Annotated in this window: 26 protein-coding genes; 21 read left to right on the forward strand and 5 right to left on the reverse strand. The window is 43.2% G+C overall.

What is annotated here, in order from left to right; translation table 11 throughout:
• Positions 1 to 16 precede the first annotated feature (16 nt).
• Complete coding sequence (locus NRIC_RS01470; RefSeq protein WP_146620924.1) at positions 17 to 982, forward strand: AEC family transporter; 966 nt, start codon at positions 17 to 19, stop codon at positions 980 to 982.
• 38 nt (positions 983 to 1020) lie between these two features.
• Here the strand turns inward: NRIC_RS01470 and NRIC_RS01475 are convergent, their stop codons facing one another.
• Positions 1021 to 2649 (reverse strand): ABC-F family ATP-binding cassette domain-containing protein, encoded by a 1629-nt coding sequence (locus tag NRIC_RS01475; RefSeq protein ID WP_146620925.1) that lies wholly within the window; start codon positions 2647 to 2649, stop codon positions 1021 to 1023.
• Positions 2650 to 2787: 138 nt separating this feature from the next.
• Between NRIC_RS01475 and NRIC_RS01480 the strand changes: the two genes are divergently transcribed.
• The 7 genes from NRIC_RS01480 to NRIC_RS01510 all read left to right on the forward strand — a co-directional run bounded on the left by NRIC_RS01480 (position 2788) and on the right by NRIC_RS01510 (position 7806).
• Entirely contained in the window at positions 2788 to 3165 is a 378-nt protein-coding gene (locus tag NRIC_RS01480; protein WP_175579965.1) for a PTS sugar transporter subunit IIA, read from the forward strand.
• Positions 3166 to 3354: 189 nt separating this feature from the next.
• Positions 3355 to 4428: an alcohol dehydrogenase catalytic domain-containing protein gene (locus tag NRIC_RS01485; RefSeq protein ID WP_146620927.1), complete on the forward strand. Its 1074-nt coding sequence runs from the start codon at positions 3355 to 3357 to the stop codon at positions 4426 to 4428.
• A gap of 17 nt (positions 4429 to 4445) precedes the next feature.
• Positions 4446 to 5219, forward strand: coding sequence for a DeoR/GlpR family DNA-binding transcription regulator (locus NRIC_RS01490; RefSeq protein ID WP_146620928.1), 774 nt, complete (start codon positions 4446 to 4448; stop codon positions 5217 to 5219).
• A 26-nt stretch (positions 5220 to 5245) separates the two neighbouring features.
• Complete coding sequence (locus NRIC_RS01495) at positions 5246 to 5668, forward strand: PTS sugar transporter subunit IIA (RefSeq protein WP_146620929.1); 423 nt, start codon at positions 5246 to 5248, stop codon at positions 5666 to 5668.
• A gap of 15 nt (positions 5669 to 5683) precedes the next feature.
• Positions 5684 to 6157, forward strand: a complete 474-nt coding sequence (locus NRIC_RS01500; RefSeq protein ID WP_146620930.1) for a PTS sugar transporter subunit IIB — start codon at positions 5684 to 5686, stop codon at positions 6155 to 6157.
• 27 nt (positions 6158 to 6184) lie between these two features.
• Positions 6185 to 6952 (forward strand): PTS mannose/fructose/sorbose/N-acetylgalactosamine transporter subunit IIC, encoded by a 768-nt coding sequence (locus NRIC_RS01505; protein ID WP_146620931.1) that lies wholly within the window; start codon positions 6185 to 6187, stop codon positions 6950 to 6952.
• Positions 6952 to 7806: a PTS system mannose/fructose/sorbose family transporter subunit IID gene (locus tag NRIC_RS01510; protein ID WP_146620932.1), complete on the forward strand. Its 855-nt coding sequence runs from the start codon at positions 6952 to 6954 to the stop codon at positions 7804 to 7806. The genes NRIC_RS01505 and NRIC_RS01510 overlap by 1 nt, the downstream gene beginning before the upstream one ends.
• A gap of 167 nt (positions 7807 to 7973) precedes the next feature.
• On the opposite strand, the gene NRIC_RS01515 is transcribed toward NRIC_RS01510, so the two are convergent.
• The 3 genes from NRIC_RS01515 to spxB form a co-directional block, all read right to left on the reverse strand.
• Entirely contained in the window at positions 7974 to 9434 is a 1461-nt protein-coding gene (locus tag NRIC_RS01515) for an amidase (protein ID WP_175579967.1), read from the reverse strand.
• Positions 9435 to 9436: 2 nt separating this feature from the next.
• Complete coding sequence (locus tag NRIC_RS01520; protein ID WP_146620933.1) at positions 9437 to 9982, reverse strand: PadR family transcriptional regulator; 546 nt, start codon at positions 9980 to 9982, stop codon at positions 9437 to 9439.
• Positions 9983 to 10089: 107 nt separating this feature from the next.
• Positions 10090 to 11811 (reverse strand): pyruvate oxidase, encoded by a 1722-nt coding sequence (gene spxB / locus NRIC_RS01525; protein ID WP_146620934.1) that lies wholly within the window; start codon positions 11809 to 11811, stop codon positions 10090 to 10092.
• 146 nt (positions 11812 to 11957) lie between these two features.
• Between spxB and NRIC_RS01530 the strand changes: the two genes are divergently transcribed.
• The 12 genes from NRIC_RS01530 (at position 11958) to lpdA (ending at position 24939) form a co-directional block, all read left to right on the forward strand.
• The gene (locus tag NRIC_RS01530) at positions 11958 to 12776 is read left to right on the forward strand and encodes a ZIP family metal transporter (RefSeq protein ID WP_146620935.1); all 819 of its coding nucleotides are present in this window, start codon (positions 11958 to 11960) and stop codon (positions 12774 to 12776) included.
• Positions 12777 to 13040: 264 nt separating this feature from the next.
• On the forward strand, positions 13041 to 14081 hold the full coding sequence (locus NRIC_RS01535; protein WP_146620936.1) for a zinc-binding dehydrogenase: 1041 nt from the start codon (positions 13041 to 13043) through the stop codon (positions 14079 to 14081).
• Between the two features lie 37 nt (positions 14082 to 14118).
• Entirely contained in the window at positions 14119 to 14586 is a 468-nt protein-coding gene (locus NRIC_RS01540; RefSeq protein ID WP_227873707.1) for a PTS sugar transporter subunit IIA, read from the forward strand.
• Positions 14587 to 14608: 22 nt separating this feature from the next.
• Positions 14609 to 14902 carry a PTS sugar transporter subunit IIB gene (locus NRIC_RS01545; RefSeq protein WP_010756850.1) on the forward strand — a complete coding sequence of 98 codons (294 nt, stop codon included), beginning with the start codon at positions 14609 to 14611 and terminating at the stop codon, positions 14900 to 14902.
• 28 nt (positions 14903 to 14930) lie between these two features.
• Positions 14931 to 16202 carry a PTS transporter subunit IIC gene (locus tag NRIC_RS01550; RefSeq protein WP_146620938.1) on the forward strand — a complete coding sequence of 424 codons (1272 nt, stop codon included), beginning with the start codon at positions 14931 to 14933 and terminating at the stop codon, positions 16200 to 16202.
• 127 nt (positions 16203 to 16329) lie between these two features.
• Positions 16330 to 19263, forward strand: a complete 2934-nt coding sequence (locus tag NRIC_RS01555; RefSeq protein WP_146620939.1) for a sigma 54-interacting transcriptional regulator — start codon at positions 16330 to 16332, stop codon at positions 19261 to 19263.
• A gap of 109 nt (positions 19264 to 19372) precedes the next feature.
• Positions 19373 to 20605, forward strand: a complete 1233-nt coding sequence (locus NRIC_RS01560) for a RuBisCO large subunit C-terminal-like domain-containing protein (RefSeq protein ID WP_146620940.1) — start codon at positions 19373 to 19375, stop codon at positions 20603 to 20605.
• 28 nt (positions 20606 to 20633) lie between these two features.
• On the forward strand, positions 20634 to 21638 hold the full coding sequence (locus NRIC_RS01565; protein WP_227873705.1) for a thiamine pyrophosphate-dependent dehydrogenase E1 component subunit alpha: 1005 nt from the start codon (positions 20634 to 20636) through the stop codon (positions 21636 to 21638).
• Between the two features lie 14 nt (positions 21639 to 21652).
• Positions 21653 to 22624, forward strand: coding sequence for an alpha-ketoacid dehydrogenase subunit beta (locus tag NRIC_RS01570; protein WP_146620941.1), 972 nt, complete (start codon positions 21653 to 21655; stop codon positions 22622 to 22624).
• Between the two features lie 12 nt (positions 22625 to 22636).
• Complete coding sequence (locus tag NRIC_RS01575) at positions 22637 to 22879, forward strand: biotin/lipoyl-containing protein (RefSeq protein ID WP_146620942.1); 243 nt, start codon at positions 22637 to 22639, stop codon at positions 22877 to 22879.
• Positions 22827 to 23549 carry a 2-oxo acid dehydrogenase subunit E2 gene (locus tag NRIC_RS01580; protein ID WP_227873706.1) on the forward strand — a complete coding sequence of 241 codons (723 nt, stop codon included), beginning with the start codon at positions 22827 to 22829 and terminating at the stop codon, positions 23547 to 23549. The genes NRIC_RS01575 and NRIC_RS01580 overlap by 53 nt, the downstream gene beginning before the upstream one ends.
• A 10-nt stretch (positions 23550 to 23559) precedes the next feature.
• A complete protein-coding gene (gene lpdA / locus NRIC_RS01585; RefSeq protein ID WP_146620943.1) occupies positions 23560 to 24939 on the forward strand; it encodes a dihydrolipoyl dehydrogenase in 1380 nt (459 codons plus the stop codon).
• Positions 24940 to 25034: 95 nt separating this feature from the next.
• Here the strand turns inward: lpdA and NRIC_RS01590 are convergent, their stop codons facing one another.
• Positions 25035 to 25229 (reverse strand): hypothetical protein, encoded by a 195-nt coding sequence (locus NRIC_RS01590; protein ID WP_146620944.1) that lies wholly within the window; start codon positions 25227 to 25229, stop codon positions 25035 to 25037.
• Positions 25230 to 25418: 189 nt separating this feature from the next.
• Here NRIC_RS01590 and NRIC_RS01595 point away from each other — a divergent pair, with 189 nt between their 5' ends.
• Positions 25419 to 26090 carry an HAD family hydrolase gene (locus tag NRIC_RS01595; protein ID WP_146620945.1) on the forward strand — a complete coding sequence of 224 codons (672 nt, stop codon included), beginning with the start codon at positions 25419 to 25421 and terminating at the stop codon, positions 26088 to 26090.
• The last annotated feature ends 58 nt before the right edge of the window (positions 26091 to 26148 follow it).

Here is a 26148-nt window from a genome sequence, read left to right on the forward strand (position 1 = left end):
AGAGGGGGAAGTAAACATGGTATTCTTTCAATCAATTCAAAGTGTCATCAGTATTATTTTGATGATTGCTTTGGGCTATATTTTGAAAGGCCAAGGATGGTTTGACGAAAAATTTGGCGGAAGTATTTCATCCTTAATCACAAAGGTGGCCTTGCCTGCGTCGATTTTCGTTTCGGTTTTAAAAAACCTGACAAAAGATTCATTATTTGAATTGTCAGGAAGTTTAGTCTATCCAGTCGGCGGGGTCATTATTTCATACATCATTGCTTATGCATTGGTGAAGCTATTAAAAATTAGACCTGGCCGTCGCGGGATATTTATGAATGCGGTAGTGAATGCCAACACGATCTTCATTGGTTTGCCTTTGAACATTGCATTGTTCGGTGAAAAGGCGCTACCTTACTTCTTAGTATATTATGTAACCAATACTGTCTCAACTTGGGCCTTTGGGGTGTTCTTGATCTCGAATGATGATCCAACCAAGGTTAAAGGAGAGAACAAAGCAAAATTGAATTGGAAGAAATTACTGCCACCACCATTGCTAGGCTTTATCGTGGCAATCGTCTTTTTGCTGGTTGGTATTCCAGTGCCCACGTTCATCAATTCTACCTTGACTTATGTAGGAAACATCGTTACACCATTATCCCTATTGTACATTGGGATCGTGTTGCATGATGCTGGATTAAAAAGTATTCGTTTTGATCGAGATACCGTGGTTGCTTTGTTGGGACGATTCATTTTAGCACCAGCGATTCTGATTGCGTTGTTGGTTGTTGGACAAAATATGTTCGGTGCAGAATTAGCGCCATTGCTGCAACAAACTCTGATTGTACAATCAGCAACCCCAATGTTAGCTGTTTTGCCAATTTTAGCCAATGAAGCACATGGGGATGTCAAATACGCGACGAATTTAGTCACCACCAGCACGATTTTGTTTGTTATCGTAGTGCCCATTCTAATGCAGCTGGTTCAATTTATTTAAACGAAAAAAAGGAAAGCTCATTTTCGAGCTTTCCTTTTTTAATTCCCAGTAAATAGATGATTCAATTTCTCTTGTACATCTTTGTTTTCTAAGAATTCGTCATAGGTCGTTTCGCTGCGGTCTACAACTCCGTTTTCTGAGATGGCAATGATTCGGTTTGCCAAAGTTTGAATAAATTGATGGTCATGAGAAGCGAAAAGCAGTGCTCCAGTATACGCCATCAATCCTTCATTCAAAGCAGAGATCGATTCTAGATCCAAGTGATTGGTTGGATCGTCCAAAACTAAAACATTGGATTTAGAGAGCATCAGTTTAGACAGCATACAACGAACTTTTTCTCCTCCAGATAAAACATTGACCGGCTTCATCACTTCGTCGCCTGAGAACAGCATACGGCCTAAGAAACTGCGCAAGAAAGTATTATCGTCTTCTTCTTTGCTGGCATATTGACGCAGCCAGTCCAAAATCGTTAACGAACTTTCAAATTCCTTAGAGGGATCTTTAGGCAAATAAGCCTGGCTAGTCGTTACACCCCAACGAACTGTGCCAGAGTCAGGTTTTAAATCCCCCATCATGACACGAAAAAGTGTGGTAGTCACAATATCGTTTTCGGCAATGAAAGCTACCTTGTCATCACGGTTCAAGGTGAAAGAGATCTTGTCTAAAATCGTTTTGCCATCGATCGTAACAGTCACATCATCGACTTGCAAAAGGTCATTTCCGATCTCACGTTCTGGTTTGAATTGCACAAACGGATAACGGCGAGAGGAAGGCTGAATATCATCCAAGGTGATTTTTTCCAGCATTTTTTTCCGCGAAGTCGCCTGTTTTGATTTCGACGCATTGGCGCTAAAACGGGCAATAAAGTCCTGTAATTCTTTGATATGTTCTTCTTTTTTTGCATTGGAATCAGACTTTAATTTCGCAGCCAGCTGACTGGATTCCAGCCAAAAGTCATAATTCCCAACATAGAGCTGGATTTTTCCGAAATCAAGATCCGCCATATGGGTACAGACTTTGTTCAAGAAATGTCGGTCATGAGAAACAACAATCACGGTGTTGTCAAAATTGATCAAAAATTCTTCTAGCCAATTGATGGATTGAATGTCGAGTCCATTTGTCGGCTCGTCCAGCAACAGAACATCTGGTTTGCCAAATAGAGCCTGTGCCAGTAAGACTTTGATTTTTTGTCCAGCAGTCAGTTCACTCATCTTTTGCTGATGCAGCTCTTCAGAGATATTTAGACCTTGCAGTAAAACTGCGGCTTCAGGTTCTGCTTCCCATCCATCCAGTTCAGCAAATTCGCCTTCCAGTTCGGCAGCTCGAATACCATCCTCGTCGGTAAAATCTTCTTTCATGTAGACTGCGTCTTTTTCTTTCATCACTTCATAAAGACGTTCGTGCCCCATGATTACCGTCTCGATTACTGTATACTCTTCATAATCAAAATGATTTTGCTTTAAAACGGCCATACGTTCGTTTGGTCCTAATGCGACATTTCCAGTAGTTGGTTGAATCTCTCCGGATAAAATTTTCAAGAAGGTCGATTTTCCGGCACCATTTGCACCAATCAGCCCATAACAGTTACCAGGAGTGAATTTGATATTAACGTCATCAAATAATTTACGGTCAGAAAATTGTAAACTGACATCATTTACTGTAATCAATGAATTTCCTCACTTTATAAAAATTGACCTAAGTCTCTTTGCATTATAACGGGGACAATATGAAGTTTCAAGCGAATCGCTAAGAATTTACTTGTGTTTTAAAATAAGATAGACTAAGTGGTGAAGGAGTGTGAAGATATGGTTGGGATAATTGTTGTAACTCATGACCACTTGGCGCAAGGACTCGTAGATACTGCAGAAGCGATTATAGGCAAACAAACACATGTAGATACTATTTCTGTAGAGGTCAAAGCAAACAATCTGCAAGACCGATTTGAAGAAGCAGCTAAGCGAATGTTGGAGAAGACCAGCGAGATCGTCTGGCTAGTGGATATATTTGGGGGTACTCCATTTCGATACACCAGCCAGCTCGTTCTAAAGGATGCAAAACAGCATTTAGTTACTGGAGTGAACTTGCCCATGCTGCTACAAGCATTGGCTAACAGTAACTTGACTGCAGAGGAATTAACTAGGCAACTTGAACTGGAAAGCAAAGAAGCTATCCGACGAATATAAAGCAAAAACGAGTCCTTATGGGCTCTTTTTTTATGCTTAAATGGTTTTTTAGGAGATTTTTCAGACGTAAACAAGCAAAAAGAATCAAAAAAGAGTATAAGAACCGTTTACAAAAAATAAACAAGGTGATATACTCGTTTACGAGCAGTAATGAGTTTGTGTGAGTGCTTATCTTAAAGGAGGATAATTATGAATGATTCCCTTGAATCAAGAGTGTTTAGTCTAACAAAACCTGAAGTAATAGACGAAGTCACCAAGGTTAGAGAAATACCTGAAAATTGGGTCGCATTAGAACCCACCTATGCCAGTATCTGTCATGCAGATTTGCGTTACTTTGCTGGTTTAAGAAGACCAGAAGCGTTAGCGAAAAAATTACCCATGGCGTTGCTTCATGAGGGAATAGGAATCGTAAAAAAATCAAATGCTGAGCAATTTTCTGAAGGAGACAGAGTGGTCGTTGTTCCTAATATTCCTGGAAAAATAGTTCACCCAGAAATTCAACAGAAAGCAGGAGTACCGGCTAATTATTCGAAAGGGAATGCTTTTCTGGGCAGTGGCTATGACGGATTGGCACAGAGTCTTTTAGTCCACCCAGCAGAATGCCTTGTTAAAATTCCGGATGAGATCCCAAATGAAGTTGCCGTACTTTCTGAGTTGTCTTCGGTCTCGCATCATGCAATTAGTCACGTAAAAGAAAAACTGATCGATAAAGCCAATCGAGTAGCGTTGTTTGGAGATGGTCCAGTCGGCTATTTCACCGCGGTTATGTTGAAATATTTATATGGTGTTGATGCAGAACGTTTTGTGGTTTTTGGTGCAGCAGACGATAAATTGGAAAAATTCGATTTTGCAAGAACAGCCAATGTATTGTCCTATGATTTTACTCATGAGACAGAAAAATTCGATGTATTGATTGAATGTACCGGCGGACGTTTCAGCGAAAGTGCTATTAATCAAGCGATTGAAATCGCAGATTCATTGGCAGATTTGATTATCATGGGCGTCACGGAAGAGTTGGTTCCAATTAATACGAGGGACGTTTTAGAAAAGGGAATCACCATTCATGGGAGCAGTCGTTCATCGACTGCTGATTTTGAAGCAGTTGTTGAAGGAATGAAAAAAGAAGCGTATCGGAAGGCATTGAAAAAAATCTTACCAAAAGAGGTGAAGGAAATTTCCAACGGAGGCGACTTTCATGCGGTGATGGCAAAATTTGTTGAAAATCCTGGTTGGAACAAAACGGTGATGCACTTTCATTGGTAAACCTAGGGGTTGTGCTTGTGCTTACAGAAGAAAGAAGAGCGAAGGTTCTAGCCGAAATAAAAAGACATCAATTCATCTCTGTTAATCAGCTATCGCGTATTTTTAATGTTCATGGAACAACGATTCGCAGAGACCTCGATGAGTTAGAGGAGCAAGGAAAAGTGATTCGTATTCACGGAGGGGTGGTTCCTTCTGACGTGAAACAGGAGGAACCCACGTTTAACGAACGAGAAACGGAAAAGATTGAGGAAAAAATCCGCATTGGACAGTATGCAGCAACGCTGATCAAAAATGGTGAGTGTATTATCTTAGATTCGGGAACGACAACTTTGCAGATTGCACGAAGTTTGAATGCGTTGAAAAACATCCGAAATGTAACCGTTATCACTAATGACGTCAATATTGCTTCTTTTTTAAGGGGGAATAACAGAATTACCACTGTTGTAACAGGAGGGACTTTATTCCATGACAGCTTTATGTTAAACGGACAGATTACGAACGAAACAATTGCCAAACTAAATGTCGACAAAGGATTTATTGCAACGCCGGCTTTGGATATCGAAACAGGAGTGAATCATTTCAACGAGCTACTGGTTTCAGCGAAAAGGGGAATGGTGCAGGCAGCCAGTCAAAAGATTGTGGTTGCGGATCATTCAAAGATCGGTCATCGAGCATTATATCCCTTTTTACCACTGAATGAGATCGACACGTTAATCACAGATGATAAGGCTGATCCTCTGCTACTTAAGCAGTTGAAAACTAATGGCATCAAACGCATCAAAACAGTATAGAAGAAACAAGCGAAAGGATGGATTATATGGCAGGAATTTTGGTAGTCACCCATGGGGAGATGGCCAATGGGATGATGGATAGTTTAAGTCTTATTATGGGGGAGCAAAGTGATTATTTAACCTTAGGGCTGAAACACGGCGACGACATTAGTGAGTTCAATGAAAAAATTCAAGCAAGTATTGTTGAATTGGACAAAGGAAAAGGTGTTTTAGTCCTTGTTGATCTTCTGTCCGCCAGCCCGTATAACCAGGCGGCGATGTGCTTCAACAAATTAAAAGAGCAGCATGACTATCGGTTGATTGCAGGTACAAATCTTCCCATGCTGATAGAGGCTTTCAATCAACGGATGATAGGAGCAGATCTGACGACCATGTATCAAGCGGTGATGACTGCTGGTAAAGAAGGAATCAAGGAATTTTTAGAAGAAATGAACAAAATGAATGCATAAAGGAGCGTTTTTTAAATGGGAGAAATCGTATTAGCAAGAATTGATGATCGCTTGATTCATGGACAGGTGATGACGGCCTGGCTGCAATTTACAGGAGGCAATCACATCGTAATCGTCGATGATGCAACGGCAGGGGATGAATTTACCAAATCGATCATGTCGATGGCTGTACCAAACGGAATCAAATTGTCGATCTTAGGAATTGCAGATGGGTCGGAAGTATTGAGAAGCGTTCCAGATAATGAAAAAATCATTATTTTAGCAAAAGAACCGCAAACATATCTAGCATTGATCGAAAATGGCGTGCAATTAGATGAGGTCATTATCGGCGGTATGGGAGCACGCAAGAATCGTCAAACCTTCTATAAAAATATTTCTGCTTCTGAAGAAGAGAAAGAAGCGTTTCGTCAAATCATTGCTCATCATGTAAAAATGAAAATTCATGTTATTCCAGACCAAGGATCACAAGCAATTGAAGGATTGCTATAAAACTAAACATAAAAAGGAAGTGTGAAAATGAAGATCAACCTTATTCAGGCGATTTTAATTGGTGTTGTTTACTATCTTGGAATTAATGGAACACCTTGGCTGTCTTTGGTAGGAACGCATGGTTGGATGCGTCCGTTAGTGAATGGGACCGTTGTAGGACTTATTTTAGGCGATCCGGTCAAAGGCTGTATCATTGGTGCTGCGATCAACTTACCTTACTTAGCATTCATTTCTGCTGGGGGAACAGTAGCAATGGACCCTGCACTTGCTGGAACCTTAGGAACGGCGTTGGCAATGGCAGCGAATGTTAGTCCAGCTGTTGCTACAACCTTGGCAGTTCCGATCGGTCTGTTGGGCACATTGATCTGGGTAGCTCATATGACGGTAGATATCACGTTTGTTCATATGGCGGATAAAGCGGCAGAGGAGGGGAACATTGATCGAATCAACTGGCTGCATATCGTACCACCGCAATTATTTTTGTTGTTGATCACCGTTGTTCCTGTCGCAGCAGCAGCTTATCTTGGAGCAGATGCAGTAGAAGGAGTGGTTGATGCTTTAGGCGGCCGTCCGTTGGTTGTATTGTCTGCGATTGGTGGGATCTTGCCAGCTTTGGGGATCGCGATGAACCTGCGGGCAATGAACGGGAAGGGAACCTTGTTATTCTTTGTTTTAGGATTTATGTTAGCCGTCTACTCCGGGTTACCAGCTGTTCCGATCGCAGTATTTGCTTTGGTGATCGGCTACGTATTTACAGAATTATACTTAAAAGATAAAAATGGAGGGCTTGCATAATGGAACAAATGACTGTAGAACAGCCAAAATTATTATCTAAAAAGGATGTCGTCAAAGCCTTCTGGCGCTGGACCTTCTTTTCTCATGCCAATTATAATTATGAACGTTTGCAGGCAACCGGAGTTGTCCATGCATTTAGTCCGATCTTGAAAAAATTATATGGCAAAGATGAGAATGAAATGAAGGCCGCTCTGGATCGGCATATGCAATTCTTCAATACCGAACCTTCTTTTGGTGGGCCTATCTTGGCAATGGTAATCGCGATGGAAGAAGAACGTGCCAGCGGAGCTGATATCAATGACCAAACGATCAACGGATTAAAAACAGGATTGATGGGTCCTCTGGCAGGCATCGGAGATACCTTATGGCAGGGGACGCTGATTCCGATATTGCTATCCTTCACACTGCCATTTGGCGCAGAAGGAAATATCTTTATGGGGCCAGTTCTGTTCTTCGCATTACACTGGATCATTATGACCGTGATCGCCTATTTCTTATGGATCCAAGGCTATGAGCAAGGAAAAGAAGGAATCCAAAAAATGATGGCTGGCGGACGATTGTCCTATATCATGACCTTCTCACAAACCTTAGGAGCCATCGTCATCGGTTCGCTTGCTGCAAATTTTGTAAAAATTGCAACACCATTGCAGGTTCATCTAAGTGGAAAAGAATCATTGTCTATTCAAACGGATGTACTGGATAGTTTGGTAAAAGGGATCTTGCCTTTAGGAGTGACCCTGCTAACGTACTACTTGTTGAAAACAAAGAAATATACCCCTACAAAGGTACTGGTCATTCAAATTATTGGCGGCGCGGTTCTTGCCGCATTAGGCTTAATCGTCAATTCGATTTAATCAATGAGGCCGTGACATTACTGTTATAGCCTATTTAAAAGTCGCACAATCGGTGTGACTGAAGCAGCTCTTTCGGAAGTAAGCCGAATACTCGCAAAAATAGGAGAAGCCATTTTCGGATTATCCGGCTTATTTCTTGGAGCTAATCGCTTCTGTCACCATCTCTTCTATTTCGTATAAGCTCTTGGCAATTGGAACCGACCAGCCTCTTCGAAGATTTTCCCTACTTGCAACAACAGGTCCTCCCTCCCCTTTGATGCTACGAATTGTATTCCTATTGGCAGTCCTTCTTGACTGAGTGAAGTTGGTAAGCTAATGGCTGGTTGCCCTGTCAAATTGGCAAGCTGCGTGTAAGGAGTGACTTCCAACATTTGGTTCATACTGTTTATGAGAGCTTTTTCTGCTTCTGAGAGAGACAGTTTCTCTAAGTTAAGCAAAGTAGTAATCATTGAATCAGTTAAAATGATTTCAGTAATTTTTGGAGCAACTTGAGTGGTGGTAGGCGAGAGGAAAAGATCTACTTCGGAAAACAATTCTTCCATAGTAACTGCTGCTCTATCCCAAAGCTGCATATTTAATACATAAGTATGGGCAGAAAGCTTGCTTCCATATTGAGCGACAGCCCAAGTTAAAGGTTCTACCTCCTGTTTTGTAATAGGGCGTCCAAGAGTTTGAGACATACTATCAAACATAGCTGCAGTTTCAGCACCATTCATTTGATAGTAGCTCCTGATAAGCTCTTCACCATCTACAGGATAATCAATCGGGAAAATATCATGTCCAGCATTTGTTAAAAAAGACAGCACTTCTTCAAATGCTTGTTTCACCTCTTGAGAGACAGAATTTGATATTGGGGAATCCAAACAATAAGCGATTTTTAATCGTTCTTTTTCTGCCGGACGATCATAAACCCATTCATTGGGAGAAACATGATAAGGCGCAGCAGCATCAAGTCCTCGTAAAGAAAAGAAAGCCGCTATAGTATCTCGCATTGAACAAGTTAACACAAAATCGACAGAAGCTCCTTGCCAGTTTCGCCAATTGCTTGGTCCGAGGGGCATGACACCACGACTGGGTTTCAAACCGATCAATCCAGTAAAAGCAGCAGGAATTCGAATCGATCCTCCGCCATCACTAGCACAAGCAATTGGAAAGATTCCTGCGGCTACAGCAGCAGCAGCGCCACCACTGGAGCCACCTGGTGTTCTGGTCAGGTCCCACGGATTAGCAGCTGGACCATACAAGTGTGAGTCTGTGATATTTTTAAAACCAAATTCGGGTGCGTTCGTTTGACCAAAGGGAATGAAACCAACCCGTTCTAAACGTTTGACAAAATTAGATGTTTGGGAAGCTCTTCGATTTTCTAGTAATTTTGACCCATTAGTAGCCAGCCATCCAGCCTTATTTTGTTCGAGCATCTTTAATGGGATTGGCAATCCGGCAAAGGGGCGTTCTGAGATATCTTGGACTGAGTGATAGTGATCGATGGCAGACTCTCTATCGTAAGAGACTAGCGAATTTAATGAAGCATTTTTCTCTGCAATCTTTCCTATCATTTGATCAAGAAGTTCTGTAAAATGAATTTCTCTATTTTTTAACTTATCTACCCAATAAGTGGCATCTTTAATCATCATTTATCCTCCTGATCTATCTTTTGTATCGCTATGTGTACCCATTCTAAGGCTGCATGACATTCGTATTTTCCAAAAGAAATTGTCAAATCCCAGTATGGATGGACATCTTCAGAAGTATTTTTCCAACCCTCTTGAAGGGATTCATAAGAAGCCAATGTTCTTTCACACTCTGCTTTGAATTTCTGCAATAAAGCTAAAACTTGCTCTTTTGACTGTTGTTCTGCGAAAAAAAGTCTCATCAAGAAAGGATTTCGAACAGAAAAAGTTTGTTCAATATCCTTTTCCGGTTGATTAAGCCAATTATTAAGTTCTTGTTTACCGGACTTAGTGATTGAATAGATTTTTTTATTCGGTTTTTCCTTTTGAATAACCCAGTCGCTCGTCAACCATCCTTTCTTTTCCATGTCATTTAATTCTCGATAAATTTGGCTAGTTTGAGCAGTCCAAAAATTAAAAAGTGACCGTTTAAATACTTGATTTAGTTCGTATCCCGTCATAGGGCTGTCTTTCAATAATCCAAGTACACCGTGTTTTAGAGACATATTGATTCCCCACCCTTTATTTTATTTATTATTCTACTTGTAGAATAATAAACGTGTCAATAAAAAGATCTATCGCATATGTTACGCGATAGATCTTTTTAATATTATTATTTTAGCAGTTCACTCAATGCGGGCATACCATGTACTTGGTATTTTTCCTTAAATTCAGCGATTTCTGATTCAGAAAATTTATCCGGATCCAATTTTAATTCTTCAACCGGCAACGGACGTTCGTTTTTGATCTTGATGTCGATCACAACGGGTCGTTTACTGTTTTTAGCAGCTTCAAAGGCTGGTTCCAGTTGGCTGTATTCAGTGATAGTAAAACCATCAGCACCTAATGCTTCTCCTGCTTTACCGAAATCGGCGCCTTCTAAGAAAACTCCAAATTTCTTTTGCTCCGTGTCTTCTTGTTCGGCTTCAATAAATCCGAACGAATCATTTGAGAAAATCACGTTGATGATCGGTAATTGATATTTCACCTGCGTAATGATGTCGTGCATTGCCATCGCAAAGCCGCCATCTCCGCTAAGAGTGAAGACCTGACGCTCTGGGAAGGTCAGTTGGGCTGCAATTCCTCCAGGGACCCCATTGCCCATAGTCGCAAACCAGCCAGAAGTTGTGAAAAGCTGATCCCCATTCATTTCAAGATGACGAATGGCACTGATCGTTGTATTTCCAACATCAGTCACGAAGACAGCATCTTTTTCAGCGATTCGATTGATTTCTTTAAAAACAGGTTCTGGTCGTAACGGACGTTGCTCATCATTGTAGAAGCTTCTGCGCCAATCGTGCCAATTTTTGATATTTTGTTGATTGGCCTTCAACCATCCATCTGCAGAACGAGCTTTACCTAGTTCAGTTAGACGTTTTAAAGCCATTGTTCCATCACCTAAAATAGAAACATCTGTGTGGTGACGACGCCCAAATTTCATGGCATCAATATCGACCTGAACAAATTTAGCCTCTGGATTGAAGAAATAAGCGGCAAATGGAAAATCGCTTCCCACAAAGACGATCAAATCGGCCACTGCAAGGGCCTCATTTGCTGGCTTGGTAGCAACACGAGCAGCAAAGCCCAAGAAGTTCTCATAGGTATCCGGAACGATTCCTTTTGCCAACACTGCAGCAGCAATCGGCATCGAGAAGTGTTCTGCGAAGGCTTTGATCGCTTCAAAACCTCCTCGTGTTCCTTGTCCGACATATAAAACAGGCCTTTCTGCAGCTTCAATAAGAGGAAGAGCTGCGTTTAAATCTTCTTCAGCTGGAACGACTACACCGGTTTTATGATTTTTAGCGGTCGCGATTTCTTGATCCTCAATATCTGCAAAGCCAAAATCTACAGGTATTGTCACCACGGCTACACCACCATGTTTATAGGCAGCTTTGATGGCTTCATCTACAACGTGAGGCAGACTTTCTGGCGTCATTACCGTTCGATTGTAAATGCTTACGTCTGCAAACATTGGATTTTCATTTAGTTCCTGGAAGGAGTCATAATTCATAGCAGTCGATGCGACTTGTCCTAACAACGCAACCACAGGAACATGATCCATTTGAGCATCGTACAAACCATTGATTAAATGACTGGCTCCAGGGCCGGCAGAACCAAAAACGGCTCCTACCTTTCCGGTTAATTTTGCATCAGCGGCAGCAGCTAACGCACCCGTTTCTTCGTGACGAACCTGTACGTATTTTACAGATTCGCGTTCTTTGTATAAGGCATCCATCGTTGAGTTAAAAGAACCTCCGGGGATCCCGTAGATATGGTCGACTTCCCAAGCTTCAAAAACTTTGACCATTGCAACAGCGGCATTGATTTTTGACATGCTTCTCACTCGCTTTCACTAATTGTTTATCACAGGGTCATTATAACCCTTTTATAAATTGTGACAAAAGAAAGTGCTTTGGAAAATTGAAGGTATGCCTAAAATATGATAGTATGCATATATAAAAACGATTTCAGGAGGACTTTATGGCAGATTGGTTGTTAACACTCACGGCCTGGCAGCAAGCATTAGTGGGGACGCTGTTTACTTGGGGAATGACAGCGCTCGGTGCAGCCATGGTTTTTTTCTTCAAAAATATCAATCGTAATGTTTTAAATCTCATGTTGGGATTTGCTTCGGGTGTCATGATTGCAGCGAGTTTTTGGTCGTTGCTGGATCCGGCGATTGAAGCGGCGGAAGAAAATGGATCGATCCCCTGGCTGGTCGTCAGCATTGGGTTTGGATTGGGTGGGCTGTTTTTATATATTGCAGACAAAACGATTCCTCACATGCATTTTGGTCCAAACAAGGAAAAGGAAGGCTTCCCTAGTCACCTAAAGCGAACGATTTTGCTGGTTTTTTCAATAACGTTGCACAATATTCCTGAGGGACTGGCGGTTGGGGTGGCCTTTGGTGCAGCAAATGAAGCAGCAAATCCTACGGCAGCGGTATTAGCCGCTATCTCGGTTTCATTAGGCATTGGGATTCAAAACTTTCCTGAAGGAGCAGCAGTGTCGATTCCTTTGCGGCAAGAAGGATTGAGTCGAACGAAATCCTTCCTCTATGGACAGGCATCCGGTATCGTGGAGCCTATCGCAGCCGTTATCGGCGCATTGCTGGTCACACGAGTTCAGCCTCTCCTACCTTATGCTTTGGCGTTCGCAGCAGGAGCAATGATTTATGTTGTTGTTGAGGAATTGATTCCAGAGGCACAGGCGACGACGGATAGTAAACATCATTTTGGTGTTTTTGGGGCAATGAGCGGATTTATTATTATGATGATTCTCGATGTGGCGTTGGGATAATTGGATCAAAAAAATAAACAAAGAGAAGACTATTTCGATCAGCGATGCTGCGAAATAGTCTTTTTTCCATATTGGGAAATAGGATTGACCAAATTGCGCAAAACCAAATTGACAAGAATATCTTTTTCAAAAAGGATAAACTTTTATAAAATTTTGGTAACGCTTTCTTTGGCAGAACAGGAAATAACCGAATTGAGAAAGGTTTGGCACGCAAATTGCATTATGGAAAGTGATTGCATAATTAAAGGAGTAAGGAGTGGTCAAATGAAAGCAGCAGTTTTATATGGACCCGATGACGTACGCTATGAAGACGTAGTGGAACCGGCATGTCCAGCAGATGGAATAAAAGTAAAAGTAATAGGGTGTGGGATTTGCGGTTCGGATTTACGTACGTATGGTGGTGGATCTAAAAATTCAATTTTACCAGCAATATCAGGGCATGAGATCACAGCAGAAGTGATCGAAAGTCATTACGAACGATTTCCAGTAGGTACTCGGCTTTCGATAGCACCAGTCGTGGTCTGCGGCGAGTGCTGGTATTGTAAAAATGGTATTCAGAATCTGTGCGACAACATTCGCATGATCGGGACAGCCGAAGGAATTGATGGCGGATTCGCGGAATATATTGCTTTTCCGAAAGAGATCATCGATCATGGCTGTTTCAATGCTATTCCTGATGATATTGATCCGATCGACACAGTGATTGCGGAAACAGCTTCTTCCGTTCTGTGCGCACAGATCAACACCAATATTGTTATGGATGACTTAGTTGTAGTGATCGGAGCAGGAACCATCGGCTGTCTTCATAGTGAAATCGCCAAAATCCGCGGTGTGAAGGAAGTGATTATTGTTGAAATGAATGAAGACAAAGCTAATCTGGCTCGTAAGCAAGGCTTTGATAATGTTATAAATATGAGCAGTTCTGATCCGCGCTTAAAAGAGATGGTATTGGAAAAGACCGATGGACGTGGTGCTGATGTTGTAATCAGTGCTTGTCCAGCTGGACAGGCTCAAGCCGATGCAGTCGACTTGGCACGCAAGCGCGGGAAGGTCATTTTGTTTGGCGGGATTCATCCATCTAGCGCGAAGCTGCTAGATACTAATGCGATCCATTACAAAGAAATTATGGTTTATGGAGCATCCGCCTATTCACCGGAAGTGAACCGCAAAGCATTGAATTTGGTTTTAAACCGCCAATTGGATTCGCGGAAATTCATTACACACAAGTATGAACTGAAAGAGTTGGCGCAAGGGTATACGGATATGCGTGCCGGCAAAATGATCAAAGGGGTTATCATTCCCTGAGCGTGGCTGGGAGAAGGAGGTGAATCATTTGAAGCAAGTGTTCAGCAAGAATGAAATTCATGCCATTATCACGGAAGAAACGGACCGTGATCAACTTATTTACCAGCTAGCCGGTGAAATGGCTGCACATGGGATGGTAGAAGAATGCTATGGAAAGTCCGTTTTAGAAAGAGAATTAGAATTTCCAACAGGCGTACCGACACCAGTACCTATTGCGATTCCCCACAGTGAGCGTTCGCAGGTATTTAAAGCGGGAATCGGTGTTGCGGTACTAAGGAATAGTGCTAAGTTTGCTAGTATGGAAGACCCAAATCTGTATTTGGATGTCAAGGTTGTCTTTATGTTAGCAGCCAGTTTGAATGATGATCATCTGTTTATGATTAAGGATATTATGGAAATCATTCAGGATACGCAGGTGGTTACGAGTCTTTTGGCAGCAAAATCAACCGAAGAGGTAGAAGACATCATGCATCAGGAGTTCTCAAAAAGAGAAAATGAACGGTAACTAAAGAAAGGGGAGAATAAAAATGGCAGAAGAAAAAATCGTAGTTGTTGTTTGTGGAGCGGGGTTTGCAACCTCCACCGCTGGAGAAAATGAGGTTAAAAAGGTAGCCAAAGAGCTAGGTATCAAAGTCAAATTGAATAAACGTCGGGCAACAGAATTGAAGACGGTTTTGAGCACGATGCAGCCGGATATGTATTTGTTGATGACACCTGTTACAACGGAATTGAATGCACCTAAGGTTAATGGCGTGCCGTTTATTTCAGGGATTGGCAAAGAAGAAGCAATGGAAGAAATGCGTCAGATTCTTAAGGGGTAAAAGAATAAAAAAGAATGGGGGTAAATCCATGTTTGAAGCAGTAAACAAAGGGTTCCAGTGGTTTACGGGATTAGGGAGTAATGGGATTTTATGTGTCGCCTTGCTGATTATTGGATTAGTTCTAGGGTTAAAGGTAGGAGACGCAGTCCGCTCAGCATTGACCGCAACAGTTGGTTTTATCGGATTGAACTTAACCGTGGATATGCTGATTGCTCAAATGTCGCCAGCAACCATGTCAATGGTTGAACGGATGAACTGGAACCTGGATATTGTGGATGTCGGCTGGGGACTGATGGGGATGGCCTGGGGGCAGCCTGGATCAGGGATGGTTATTATTGCACTAATTGCGACGAATATTGCACTAATTTTCTTAAATTTCACCAAGACATTGATGGTAGACTTTTGGAATTATTGGTCCTTTGCAGCAAGTGCTGCGTTGATTTATGGGGCAACTGGCAACATGGTCTTCACCGTTTTAGCCGCTTGTATCTACATGGCCGTTTCCTTGAAATGGGCAGATAAAATGGCACCGACTTATCAAGAATTCTATGGGATTCCTGGCTGTACCTGGCCAACAGGTGCGATTATTGCTCCAGCGATGATTGGGATTCCAGTCGTAAAACTAATTCAAAAAATTCCTGGTATCAAAAACGTCAAAGCCGATCCAGAAACCATGCAGGAAAAAATGGGTATCTTCGGGGAACCAATTGTTATCGGAGCTATCTTGGGAATGCTGATTGGTTTTATTGCCGGCTACGATGTTCGTCAAATTATGCTGTTAGGTTTTAACATGGCTGCCGTAATGATTTTGCTGCCGCGGATGATTCAGATCATGATGGAAGGCTTGATCTCCATTTCCGACCAAGCCAAAATCTTTACCGCGAAATACATGAAGGGCCGTGAAGTATGGATCGGAATTGATGCTTCTACCATCATGGGGAATCCAGCAACCATGTCAGCAATTTTAATCATGACACCGATCGTTACGTTCATGTCTATTATTCCTGGAAATAGAATGCTGGCAACTGCTTCGTTAGTAGCTGTTCCATGGTTTATTATCGGGATCACTGCTTTTGCGAAGGAAAATATTTTGCATATTTGTATGTCAGTATTTGTCGTTTTTGCTATTTATTTTTGGTGTGCGACAGCGATGGCAGGTGCACATACGCATATTGCCGAAATCGTTGGATTTGAATTCCCAGAAGGCACCAACTTGATCAGCAGTCTGTCAGAAGGAGGTAATCCGATTACCTTCATAATGTATAAAATTCTTGATCTTTTGGGATTTGTCAGCTACTAAATTGACTATTCCAATTTTAGAAAAGATTAAGAATCATATGTTCAGTCAAGATACTTTTATAGTACGATGAATAAAAGAATGAATTCTATTTCTTGATTTCTTTTATCTGTTGGGGGAGGTAAAAAGTATGAAATCATCCGATGATCATCGCATGTTGGAAATGATCGAATCCGAGGATCCAAAAAATCCTTATACAGATCAAGAGCTGGCTGAACAGTTGCATTTATCCCGCAGCAAGTTAACGATGATGAGAAAAAATGCAGGGATCGAAAACTCAAGAGAACGCAGAGAGCAAATTTTACTAGAAGATATCCAAGCGATTTTGAAAGCGGAACCAACCGTCAGTATGAATCAGCTGACAAAAAGGCTGGTGGAGATTGGATACCGTATTACGTTGAACAGTATTATTAGTTTTATGGACCAGCAAGGTCTGTCAATCGATGCAAATTTGCAAGAAGAAGCGCAGCCACGAGCTCCTAGAAACGAAGCGTTTACCGGGATAATCGGAGCGCAACGTAGTTTGAGTATTCAAGTGGAGCAAGCGAAGGCAGCGGCTATGTATCCGCCGATCGGCCTGCATACACTGATCGTAGGGGAGACCGGTGTAGGAAAAAGTATTTTAGCTGAGGCGATGTACAAGTTTGCTTTAGTCAACAAACAGCTGGAAGAAAAGGAGATGCCGTTCGTTGAGTTGAACTGTGCGGATTATGCAGAAAATCCGCAATTGCTGACGGCTCAGCTTTTCGGGTACAAAAAAGGCGCGTTTACTGGTGCTGACGAGGATCGTGATGGCATGATCAGTCAGGCAAATGGAGGCATCCTCTTTTTGGACGAAGTACATCGGATGCCGCCAGATGGCCAGGAGATGCTTTTCCAGTTAATTGATAAGGGTGTCTACCGACGTTTGGGTGATCGTTTGACGAGAAATGCCCAAGTCATGATTATTGCGGCAACAACAGAAGATATTGAGACAAACTTGTTGGATACTTTTCGCCGCCGGATTCCAATGGTGATTGTTGTTCCACCCTTGTCTTTGCGTGGTATCGATGAAAAATACGATATCGTCATGAACTTTTTCCGTCAAGAGGCCCAGAGAGTCAATCGAGAAATATTCATTACCTCTGATGCGCTAAGACGACTGCTGTCTCTTCATTATCCGGGGAATATTGGCGAGTTGCGCAGCAAAATCCAAGTGGCCTGTGCCAAGGGGTATCTAGCCTGTATGCACAAGTCAGAGAATAATTCTCGGATTATTATTGATCGAGAGGCCTTGGTTTTGTCCAATCAGAAGATTCAAGAAACCGAAGCACCTTCAAAAGAGATCGAGTTCTTTTCTTCTAAGGATCTGACGGTCTATCCAACGGACAAAACGATGATTCCAGAGTTGAAAATCAATGATCCTTATGAATTTTCTGATACGCTTTATCGAATTATTGAGACCGAATATACCAAGCTTCAGGCAGATCAACTGTCCGAAAAAGAGATCAACTCAATCATTTGGAAATTAATGGAAAAGAAAATTTCTCGTTACATCACCAATATCCAAACCGATAAAACCGTAAGCCAATTCACCGACAATATTCAAACGATCGTGGAAGAAGAACTGCTGAGTATGGTGGAGGAGATGCTGGAGATAGCCAAAGAGGAATTAGGGGAAATCGATAAATCGTTACTGTTTTGTTTGGCTACACATTTTAATGCCTCAGTTGAACGGATTCGCAAAGGCGAGCATATTCTCAATCCTAATTTAGACAATGTCAAAAAACATTACCCGAAAGAATTTAAACTAGCGTATAGGATGGCCCAACTGGCAAAAAAGCATATCGGGATGGAACTTCCTGATGAAGAGATCGGTTTTATTGCGATGTATCTTTCCGCGACAAACAGCGGAAAGGTGCGTTATGGCGAGGCGATCGGGGTCATCGTTGTGACACATGGGCGGGTAGCAGCTGAGATGGTTGCAGTAGCGAATGAACTGATGGGAAGCTCGCATCTGACATCGCTTTGTATCAGTTTAGATGAAAGCCCGCGATCAATCTATACACGTTTGCTGAACCTGGTGGAGAAAAATAATCAAGGACGTGGCGTCTTGATTCTTGTGGATATGGGCTCGCCGGAAACTTTTGGCAGTCAGATCGGTGAAGAATTAGGGATCGAAGTCCGAACCGTTAATCGAGTAGACACACTGATGGTTCTGGATGCGATTCGTAAAACGCAGCTGGTGGATATGGATTTGGATGAAGTAGCGGAATCGTTGGTCAAGCAGCGGCAAAATGTAGTGCTGAAAAGCCAGCCTGTGTTATCAAATAAAAAAATCGCCTTCGTTTGTTTCTGCTTAACCGGAGAAGGCTGTGCCAAATATTTATATGAGTATTTGAAGGACAGTGTACTGGAGTTGTTTTCCGAGGTGGAATTTATCTTCTTGAATGTATTGAATGATCGGGGAATCGAGCAGCAAATCAGTGAAGTGAGGGAACAGTATCACCTCATTGGAATGGCTGGCTCGCTCGATATTGATGCAGGTAGTATCCCTTTATTTTTAATGCAGGAAATGCACCAACCAGGAGCATTGGAGCGCTTTTTATTAAGAATAAAAAAACGGTATCAGAATTCACAAATAGAGAGCAGAAACCAAGTTTCAACCATTGTGAGCGCTGATCTGATTTTTGTCGATCACGACATTCGAACAAAAGAGCAAGCAATTCATTTTTTGTCCGATCAGCTGGTTGAAAAAAATTACGTGAAGCCCAGCTTTGTAAAAACGGTCATTGAGCGAGAAGAGCTGGTACCCACCTGTTTGGAAACAGGGGTAGCGATCCCTCATGGGTACTTTTCAGAAGTAAAAAAACCGCAAATTGCGGTACTGCTTCCTAAAGAACCGATTCCTTGGGGTGGTCAGTCAGAAGCGAAGCTCGTTCTCTTATTAGCCTTTACCGAGAATACCAGCCAAATTTTCAGTCAGGTTTATTCCGTCATTTCTGACATGGACTTGGTTGAGGCAGTGGTGGAAGCGAAGGACAAAGAACAAATTCGAAACTATTTAGATCCTTTTTCCTCGTAAAAGAGAAAGGGATCTAAGTAGTTCTTTCTTAAACAGTCGAGGATGTGGAGGAAAAGATGGATCGTCGATAGTTAGTCAACTAAAAAATTGAAAAGAGATGAAAAAAATCATGAAATTTGAAACATTGAAAATGGCTGAAGGGTTAGGGAATGAATTTGTAGTCGCTACTTATTACATGCGATCAGAAAAGGAACCAGATCTCTACGATTGGGTGAAATTGGTTGCAGCAGATCAAAGTGCGGGGACGTGGACGCACGTAGAAGGGGAAACACCAGAAGTCATTGCCTTGTATGGGGCAAAAGTAGTCGGTGTCTATCCTATGTCCGATGGGATTTCTTGTGTGGCTCGTGTCGCATACCCGATCGCCAACTTCCCAGCCTATATGGCGATGGTGATCAGTACGGTTGCTGGAAATGTATTGGCACAAGATGGCATTCGTTTGGTAGACATTGAGTTTCCAGAAGTGGTGCTGGAACAATTCACAGGTCCGCTATTAGGTGTCAGCGGGATTCGCAAGTTGTTAGGGATCAAAAACCGTCCGTTAGTTGGAGCGATTTTGAAACCATGTATCGGTGTTCCTCCAGAGGCTAGTGCAGCAGGCGCAGCCAAGGCTGCATTAGGCGGGGCAGATGTAATCAAGGATGATGAATTGCTAAGCGATCCGGCATACTCGCCCATGATTGATCGGGTGAAAACGGTGATGTCTCACTTGAAGGATGTTGGCAAAGACCAAACAACTTTATATGCAATCAATATTACTGGTCAAAATGTAGTGGATCGTGCCAAAGCAGCGATCGATGCAGGTGCCAACTCGATCATGGTCAATTACAATGCGCTAGGTTGGGCAGCAACGGAAGACCTAGTTCGTTTCTTAAAGAAAGAAAACATCAAAATCCCGATTTTTGGTCACTGTGCAGGAGCAGGTGCTTATTATCGCTCAGCAAATAATGGGATGTCTGCGGCTCTAAGCTGTGGTAAATTGCCGCGAATGATTGGAATGGACATGCCTCTGGTTTATCCAGACAGCGGACGTTTTGGCACAACTACCGATGAATTAGTTGAAACCCACAGTGCTCTATCCACCCCGATGAAAGGCATCGAACCCGCATTTACGACAGTTGCTGGCGGTGTACACCCAGGAAGTATCGAGTACTTAATGAACCTATTGGGTAATGAAACCATCTTGATGGCTGGCGGTGGAATTTATGGTCATCCGGCCGGAGCGATTTCAGGCGCTAAAGCGTTGCTGCAGGCGATCGAAGCTGTGATGGAAGGGATTCCTGTGACAGAGGCAGCGAAAAACCATGAAGAATTGGATCAAGCATTGAAATTCTGGTCCTAGCCAAACACATATATTAGGAGGAAGTGCGTTGGAAACAAAACTTTCAAAAGAAACTTTGTTAAAACTTTATCAAACTATGATCCGTATTCGGGCTTTTGAGAATGAAGCGATCGAATTGGCCAAGGCAAATATTACGCGAGCGGCAGTCCATACTTACAATGGAGAGGAAGCGATTGCTGTAGGGGTGTGTGCGCATCTGACAGATAAGGATTACATCACTTCGACTCACCGCGGACATGGCCATTGTATTGCCAAAGGTGCAGATCTGCGTCGAATGTTTGCGGAATTGATGGGGCGTGAAGCCGGTTACTGCAAAGGTAAGGGCGGTTCAATGCACATTGCCGATCTGACCACTGGAAATTTAGGAGCCAACGGAATCGTCGGCGGCGGCATTCCCATGGCGATGGGCGCTGCGTTAGGACTGCAGGTAGCACATGAACCCCATTTATCAGTTTCCTTCTTTGGTGATGGCGCTTCAAATGAAGGCTCCTTCCACGAAGCGTTGAACATGGCTTCGATTTGGAAGCTGCCGGTCGTTTTTATTTGTGAAAACAATAAATATGGTATCTCTACGTCTACCGAAAAATCGATGAACATCAAACACATTTCTGATCGTGCCAAAGGCTATGGTATAAAAGGCATCACGATTGACGGAAATGACTTGATCAAAGTCTATGAAACCTTTGCGGAAGTCAAAAAGTACGTTTTAGCCGGCAACGGTCCGGTTTTATTGGAAATGGATACCTATCGGATATCTGGGCACTATTTTGGAGACAATGAAAATTATCGTGATCGCGCGGACGTGGAAAAATGGCGCAAAAAGGACCCTATTCTACGATGCGAGCAGCTTCTGATCACTGATTATGATATGACGGAAGAAGAATTAAGAGCCATCGAAAAAGAGGAAAATCAAGCAGTGCTGGCCGCATCGGAACTAGCCAAGCAAGATCCGGAACCGGCGATTGAAGATATGATGGATGATCTGTATGATCCAACCTTCGAAGCCATCGAATGGAAAATATTTTCTAAGTAGGAAAGGAGATTATTATGCGGAAACTTTCAATGCGTCAAGCGGTCAATGAAGCACTGCACATTGCCTTTAACAGTGACGAAAATGTATTTACTATCGGAGAAGACATCGCAGTATACGGAGGACAGCTGCGCTGCAGCTATGATTTGCTGGATCATTTTGGAGAGGAACGGGTACGAGATACCCCAATTTCTGAAGTGGCGATCGTCGGGGCAGGGATCGGCTCAGCCATGATTGGTCGACGGCCGATCGTGGAGCTGTCTTACATGGATTTTATTGGTGTTTGTTTTGACCAGATTTTGAACCAGGCGGCAAAAATGCGTTATATGTATGGCGGTGGAGTCAGTATTCCTCTAGTCATTCGAACTCAATGCGGAGCAGGATTGGGAAATGGAGCGCAGCATTCCCAATCGCTGGAAAATATTTTGTCTCATGTGCCGGGGATTCGGGTGGTCATGCCGTCAAATGCTTACGATGCCAAAGGGCTTTTGCTGCGAGCGATTCGTGACAACAATCCGGTGGTGTTTGTGGAACACAAAGCGCTATACAAATTAAAATGCGAAGTGCCGGAAGAGCCGTATGAGGTAGGTTACGAAAGCGAAGTGAAGGAAGAGGGAACGGATATCACGATCATTGCGTACTCCGCAATGGTCAACGTGGCTCTAAAAGCGGCCAAGAAGCTGAAAGAAGAAGGGATCAGCGCGGAGGTAGTTGATGTAAAAAGTATCGAACCCTTAGATATGGCGCCAATCTTAAAATCGGTTGAAAAGACTGGACATGCTGTGATCGTCCACGAGGCCGTGAGAAAATCTGGTTTTGGTGGGGAGATCGCAACCCAGATTCAAGAATTTGCGTTTGATCAGTTGAAGAAACCGATCTTGCGGGTCACTGCACCGGATGTGCCCGTCCCATTCGCTCGGAATCTTGAAAAGGCGTATGTTCCAGACGAAGGGCAAGTCATTGAAGCAGTCAAAAAAACAGTAAGGTAGGAGAGATAGAGGATGAGAAAAGAAGTAATCATGCCGAAAATCGGTTTAGATATGGATGAAGGAACTATTATTACTTGGTACAAAAAAGTCGGTGATGCAGTGAAAAAAGGCGAAATGCTGGTAGAAATCGAAACCGACAAAGCAACGACCGATGTGGAAGCGACTGTTGACGGTGTCATGGCAGAGATCGTGGAAGAAGAAGATGCAACGGTGGAGATTGGCGAAACAATCGCCTGGATTGAAGTCGATGAGTAGTGGAGGAAAAAAGCTGACTGGAATCAAAAAGGCTATGGCGAAGCAAATGATCCGCAGCTGGACCGATGTGCCACAGTTTCAACTGAGCACGACGGTTCGCTGTGACAATCTGATCGCGTATCGCAAAAGTCTGCCGGCAAAAATCTCATTTACGGCATTGATTGCCAAGGCAGCTGCCATAGTTTTGAAGGAATTTCCGGAACTCAACCAGCGTTTTGTGGACGGGCTGGTTGAGTCAGTGGAAACCGTAAATATCGGGATCGCTAGCGATACAAAAAGGGGGTTGCTGGTTCCAGTCATCTCGATGGCGGATACCAAGTCGCTGGTGGAACTTCAAACAGACTTGAATCAAATCAAAGAACAAAGCAAAGTCGGAAAATTCGCAATGGAGCAGCTCACTGGCGGCACGTTTACGATCAGCAATTTGGGGATGTTCAACGTAGAACAGTTTTCCTCGATTGTGAACACACCTGAATTAGGGATCTTAGCAATCGGAAAAATCGCTCGCAAGCCTTATGTTGACGAAGAGAACCAGTTGATTGCGGCTTCTGTCTTACAGCCGGTTTTAACTCTAGATCATCGCGTAGCAGATGGTGCGCTGGGGGCACGTTTTCTCACTCGATTCGCAGAAATTATTGAACAGCCAAAAATCCATTTACCAAAGGAATAGGGGGATATCGTTGGAAAAAACAGTAGTGATCGTAGGAGGCGGCCCCGGTGGCTATGTGGCGGCGATTCGGGCGGCACAGTTAAGCGGCAAGGTAACGTTGATCGAAAAAAAGCAAATCGGAGGCACCTGTCTAAATGTCGGCTGTATTCCGACAAAGACACTTTTGCAAGCGGCAGAAATCTATGAACAAGCGAAGCAGGCCAAAAAATTTGGTATCGAAGCAACCGTTACCGGATTTGACTGGGCGGCAGTACAGAAACGAAAAGACCGAGTGGTCGGCCAGCTGGTCAAAGGAGTTCAAGGATTGATGAAGACCAACCAGATCGAGGTCTTGCAAGGAACGGCGGCCTTTTTGGATGATCAGACGCTGGAAGTCGTTTCTGCAGAAGGAGAGAAAATCAATCTAAGTCCGGAGCGTATCATTTTAGCTACCGGGTCGCAGCCGTTTATTCCGCCAATTGATGGCTTAAACAAGGTGGATTATCTAAATTCTAGCAAGGCGTTATCACTTGAGACGCTGCCTGCCTCCCTGCTGATCATTGGCGGCGGAGTCATCGGTATCGAGTTCGCCTTCATCTTTAATCAATTTGGAGTAGCGGTTACTATCGTGGAGGAGCAAGCGGAGATTTTGCCAGCGATGGATCAAGAACTGGCCGGTCAGCTGCGAAAGAAAATGACAAAGGCTGGGATCAATTTTGTGTTGGGACGACGCGTTACACAGGTTCAAAAGCAGAAGGATGAGATCCAGCTGTCTATGGGTGAAGAAATGCTTGTTGCAGAACAGCTATTGGTTGCTGTGGGGCGCAGGAGTTATCTTGAAGGATTAGGACTAGAAAATACCCGGATTCAAATCGAAAAAGGTCGGCTGCTGGTGAATGATCAGTTGCAAACAACGGTGGACCATGTCTATGGAGTCGGCGATTGTACGGGACAGATTTTATTGGCCCATTATGCTTCTGCACAAGGTGAACGGGCTGCAGAGAATGCTTTAGGTGCCAACCAAGCATTCAATGGATATGCAACGCCCGGCTGTGTTTATTCAGATCCTGAATTTGCCGGGGTAGGTTTAACTGAACAGGAAGCAGCCAGCAGGGGAATCCACTACCATGTTGGAAAATTCCCAATGAAGGCCAGCGGAAAAGCTTTGGCGATGGATCGTACCTATGGCATGGTCAAAGTGTTGATTGAACAGAAGACGGATAAGCTACTGGGTGTTCACCTGCTGTGTGAGCGGGCAACTGATCTGATCGGCGAAGCTGCTATGGTGCTACGCCAAGGAGGAACCGTTGAAGAAATTAACGAAACCATACATCCACATCCAACCGTGAGCGAAGTTGTTCGTGAAGCAGCGTTGGCTGCGAAAAAACAGGCCATTCATATCCCCAATTGATCGTACAAAAAAACATCCACTGCCTATCCTGTTATTAGGCAATGGATGTTTCTATTTGTAAGGATACGATTGAATACAGATGGTTATGAAATGGCTTAATATCTGCGTTGACTGCTGCGTTTTGTTAGCCAATTAACAATAAAGTAAGCGATTGCTAATGGAATACCGATCCGAAAGACGAGTGATAAAACACCGGAAATAAGCGGTCCAATGATGTGAAGAGCTAAGCTGGCTACGAGAAAAAAGCCGATGACCATTAAAATTCGTACAGGAGTTGAGTAATTATTCATGAGTTTTCCTTCTTTCTTCTGTTCTTGATGATGTATAAAGTATAACAAACGTTTTTATGAAAAACGTCCAACTTAAGACGTATTTGTTTGTTGGCTATAAGTCGGAGAAATTTCTAAGCTTTGGCTATCATCGCTTTTCGTTATATGCTAGAGTGGAGACAGAATAAGGATGACAAAAGGAGCGAAAAAATGTTAAAAGCAATTATTTTTGATATGGATGGGGTCTTGGCGGATTCAGAATATACGTACTTGGAAAGCAAATCGACCATCTTAGAAGAAGCGGGGCACCCCGTTGAAGAAAGCTATCATTACCAGTTTATGGGCACCACCGGTGAACACATGTGGCGGATTATGAAGGAGCAGTTTTCGTTGCCTCTATCTGTAGAAGAATACATTGAGAAAATGAACCGCTACAGAAGTAAAATGGTTGAAAGAGATGGGATTCGTCCCATCGAGGGTGCACCAGAATTAGTGAAACGATTGCATGACGCCGGATTGCCTTTAGGCGTTGCCTCCTCGTCGACCTTGAAAGAAATCAAAGTTATTTTGCAATCATTGGGAATTGAGGACTGTTTTCAGGCAGTCATGAGCACTGAAGAGGTGCCCAATTCTAAACCTGCTCCAGACGTCTATTTAGAGGTCGCGCGGCGCCTTTGTGTCGATCCGGTTGACTGTTTGGGGATTGAAGATACCAAAAACGGCAGCACCGCTGTTCACCGTGCAGGAATGGTTTGTGTAGGCTTTCAAAATCCAGCCTTTCCCAAACAGGATTTGCAGCTGGCCGATCGGATCGTCTCTTCGTTTGATGACCTAGATGCTGAAGCGCTTGCACAGATCCACCAAGAAGTCCGCGAAGGCTAATTGGAGGGTTACGCGAAAAATAAGGAGGGGAACTCCAGATGTTTAATCTGGAGTTCCC

It is taken from the genome of Enterococcus florum, assembly GCF_004309355.1.
Taxonomy (GTDB): domain Bacteria; phylum Bacillota; class Bacilli; order Lactobacillales; family Enterococcaceae; genus Enterococcus_A; species Enterococcus_A florum.

What these genes read in the sequence shown, in the direction of transcription:
- NRIC_RS01470 (WP_146620924.1), top strand. Translation starts at nt 17, where the DNA reads ATGGTATTCTTTCAATCAATTCAAAGTGTCATCAGTATTATTTTGATG.
- NRIC_RS01480 (WP_175579965.1), top strand. Translation starts at nt 2,788, where the DNA reads ATGGTTGGGATAATTGTTGTAACTCATGACCACTTGGCGCAAGGACTC.
- NRIC_RS01485 (WP_146620927.1), top strand. Translation starts at nt 3,355, where the DNA reads ATGAATGATTCCCTTGAATCAAGAGTGTTTAGTCTAACAAAACCTGAA.
- NRIC_RS01495 (WP_146620929.1), top strand. Translation starts at nt 5,246, where the DNA reads ATGGCAGGAATTTTGGTAGTCACCCATGGGGAGATGGCCAATGGGATG.
- NRIC_RS01500 (WP_146620930.1), top strand. Translation starts at nt 5,684, where the DNA reads ATGGGAGAAATCGTATTAGCAAGAATTGATGATCGCTTGATTCATGGA.
- NRIC_RS01505 (WP_146620931.1), top strand. Translation starts at nt 6,185, where the DNA reads ATGAAGATCAACCTTATTCAGGCGATTTTAATTGGTGTTGTTTACTAT.
- NRIC_RS01510 (WP_146620932.1), top strand. Translation starts at nt 6,952, where the DNA reads ATGGAACAAATGACTGTAGAACAGCCAAAATTATTATCTAAAAAGGAT.
- NRIC_RS01520 (WP_146620933.1), bottom strand. Translation starts at nt 9,982, where the DNA reads ATGTCTCTAAAACACGGTGTACTTGGATTATTGAAAGACAGCCCTATG.
- spxB (WP_146620934.1), bottom strand. Translation starts at nt 11,811, where the DNA reads ATGTCAAAAATCAATGCCGCTGTTGCAATGGTCAAAGTTTTTGAAGCT.
- NRIC_RS01530 (WP_146620935.1), top strand. Translation starts at nt 11,958, where the DNA reads ATGGCAGATTGGTTGTTAACACTCACGGCCTGGCAGCAAGCATTAGTG.
- NRIC_RS01535 (WP_146620936.1), top strand. Translation starts at nt 13,041, where the DNA reads ATGAAAGCAGCAGTTTTATATGGACCCGATGACGTACGCTATGAAGAC.
- NRIC_RS01545 (WP_010756850.1), top strand. Translation starts at nt 14,609, where the DNA reads ATGGCAGAAGAAAAAATCGTAGTTGTTGTTTGTGGAGCGGGGTTTGCA.
- NRIC_RS01550 (WP_146620938.1), top strand. Translation starts at nt 14,931, where the DNA reads ATGTTTGAAGCAGTAAACAAAGGGTTCCAGTGGTTTACGGGATTAGGG.
- NRIC_RS01555 (WP_146620939.1), top strand. Translation starts at nt 16,330, where the DNA reads ATGAAATCATCCGATGATCATCGCATGTTGGAAATGATCGAATCCGAG.
- NRIC_RS01560 (WP_146620940.1), top strand. Translation starts at nt 19,373, where the DNA reads ATGAAATTTGAAACATTGAAAATGGCTGAAGGGTTAGGGAATGAATTT.
- NRIC_RS01570 (WP_146620941.1), top strand. Translation starts at nt 21,653, where the DNA reads ATGCGGAAACTTTCAATGCGTCAAGCGGTCAATGAAGCACTGCACATT.
- NRIC_RS01575 (WP_146620942.1), top strand. Translation starts at nt 22,637, where the DNA reads ATGAGAAAAGAAGTAATCATGCCGAAAATCGGTTTAGATATGGATGAA.
- NRIC_RS01580 (WP_227873706.1), top strand. Translation starts at nt 22,827, where the DNA reads ATGCAACGGTGGAGATTGGCGAAACAATCGCCTGGATTGAAGTCGATG.
- NRIC_RS01590 (WP_146620944.1), bottom strand. Translation starts at nt 25,229, where the DNA reads ATGAATAATTACTCAACTCCTGTACGAATTTTAATGGTCATCGGCTTT.
- NRIC_RS01595 (WP_146620945.1), top strand. Translation starts at nt 25,419, where the DNA reads ATGTTAAAAGCAATTATTTTTGATATGGATGGGGTCTTGGCGGATTCA.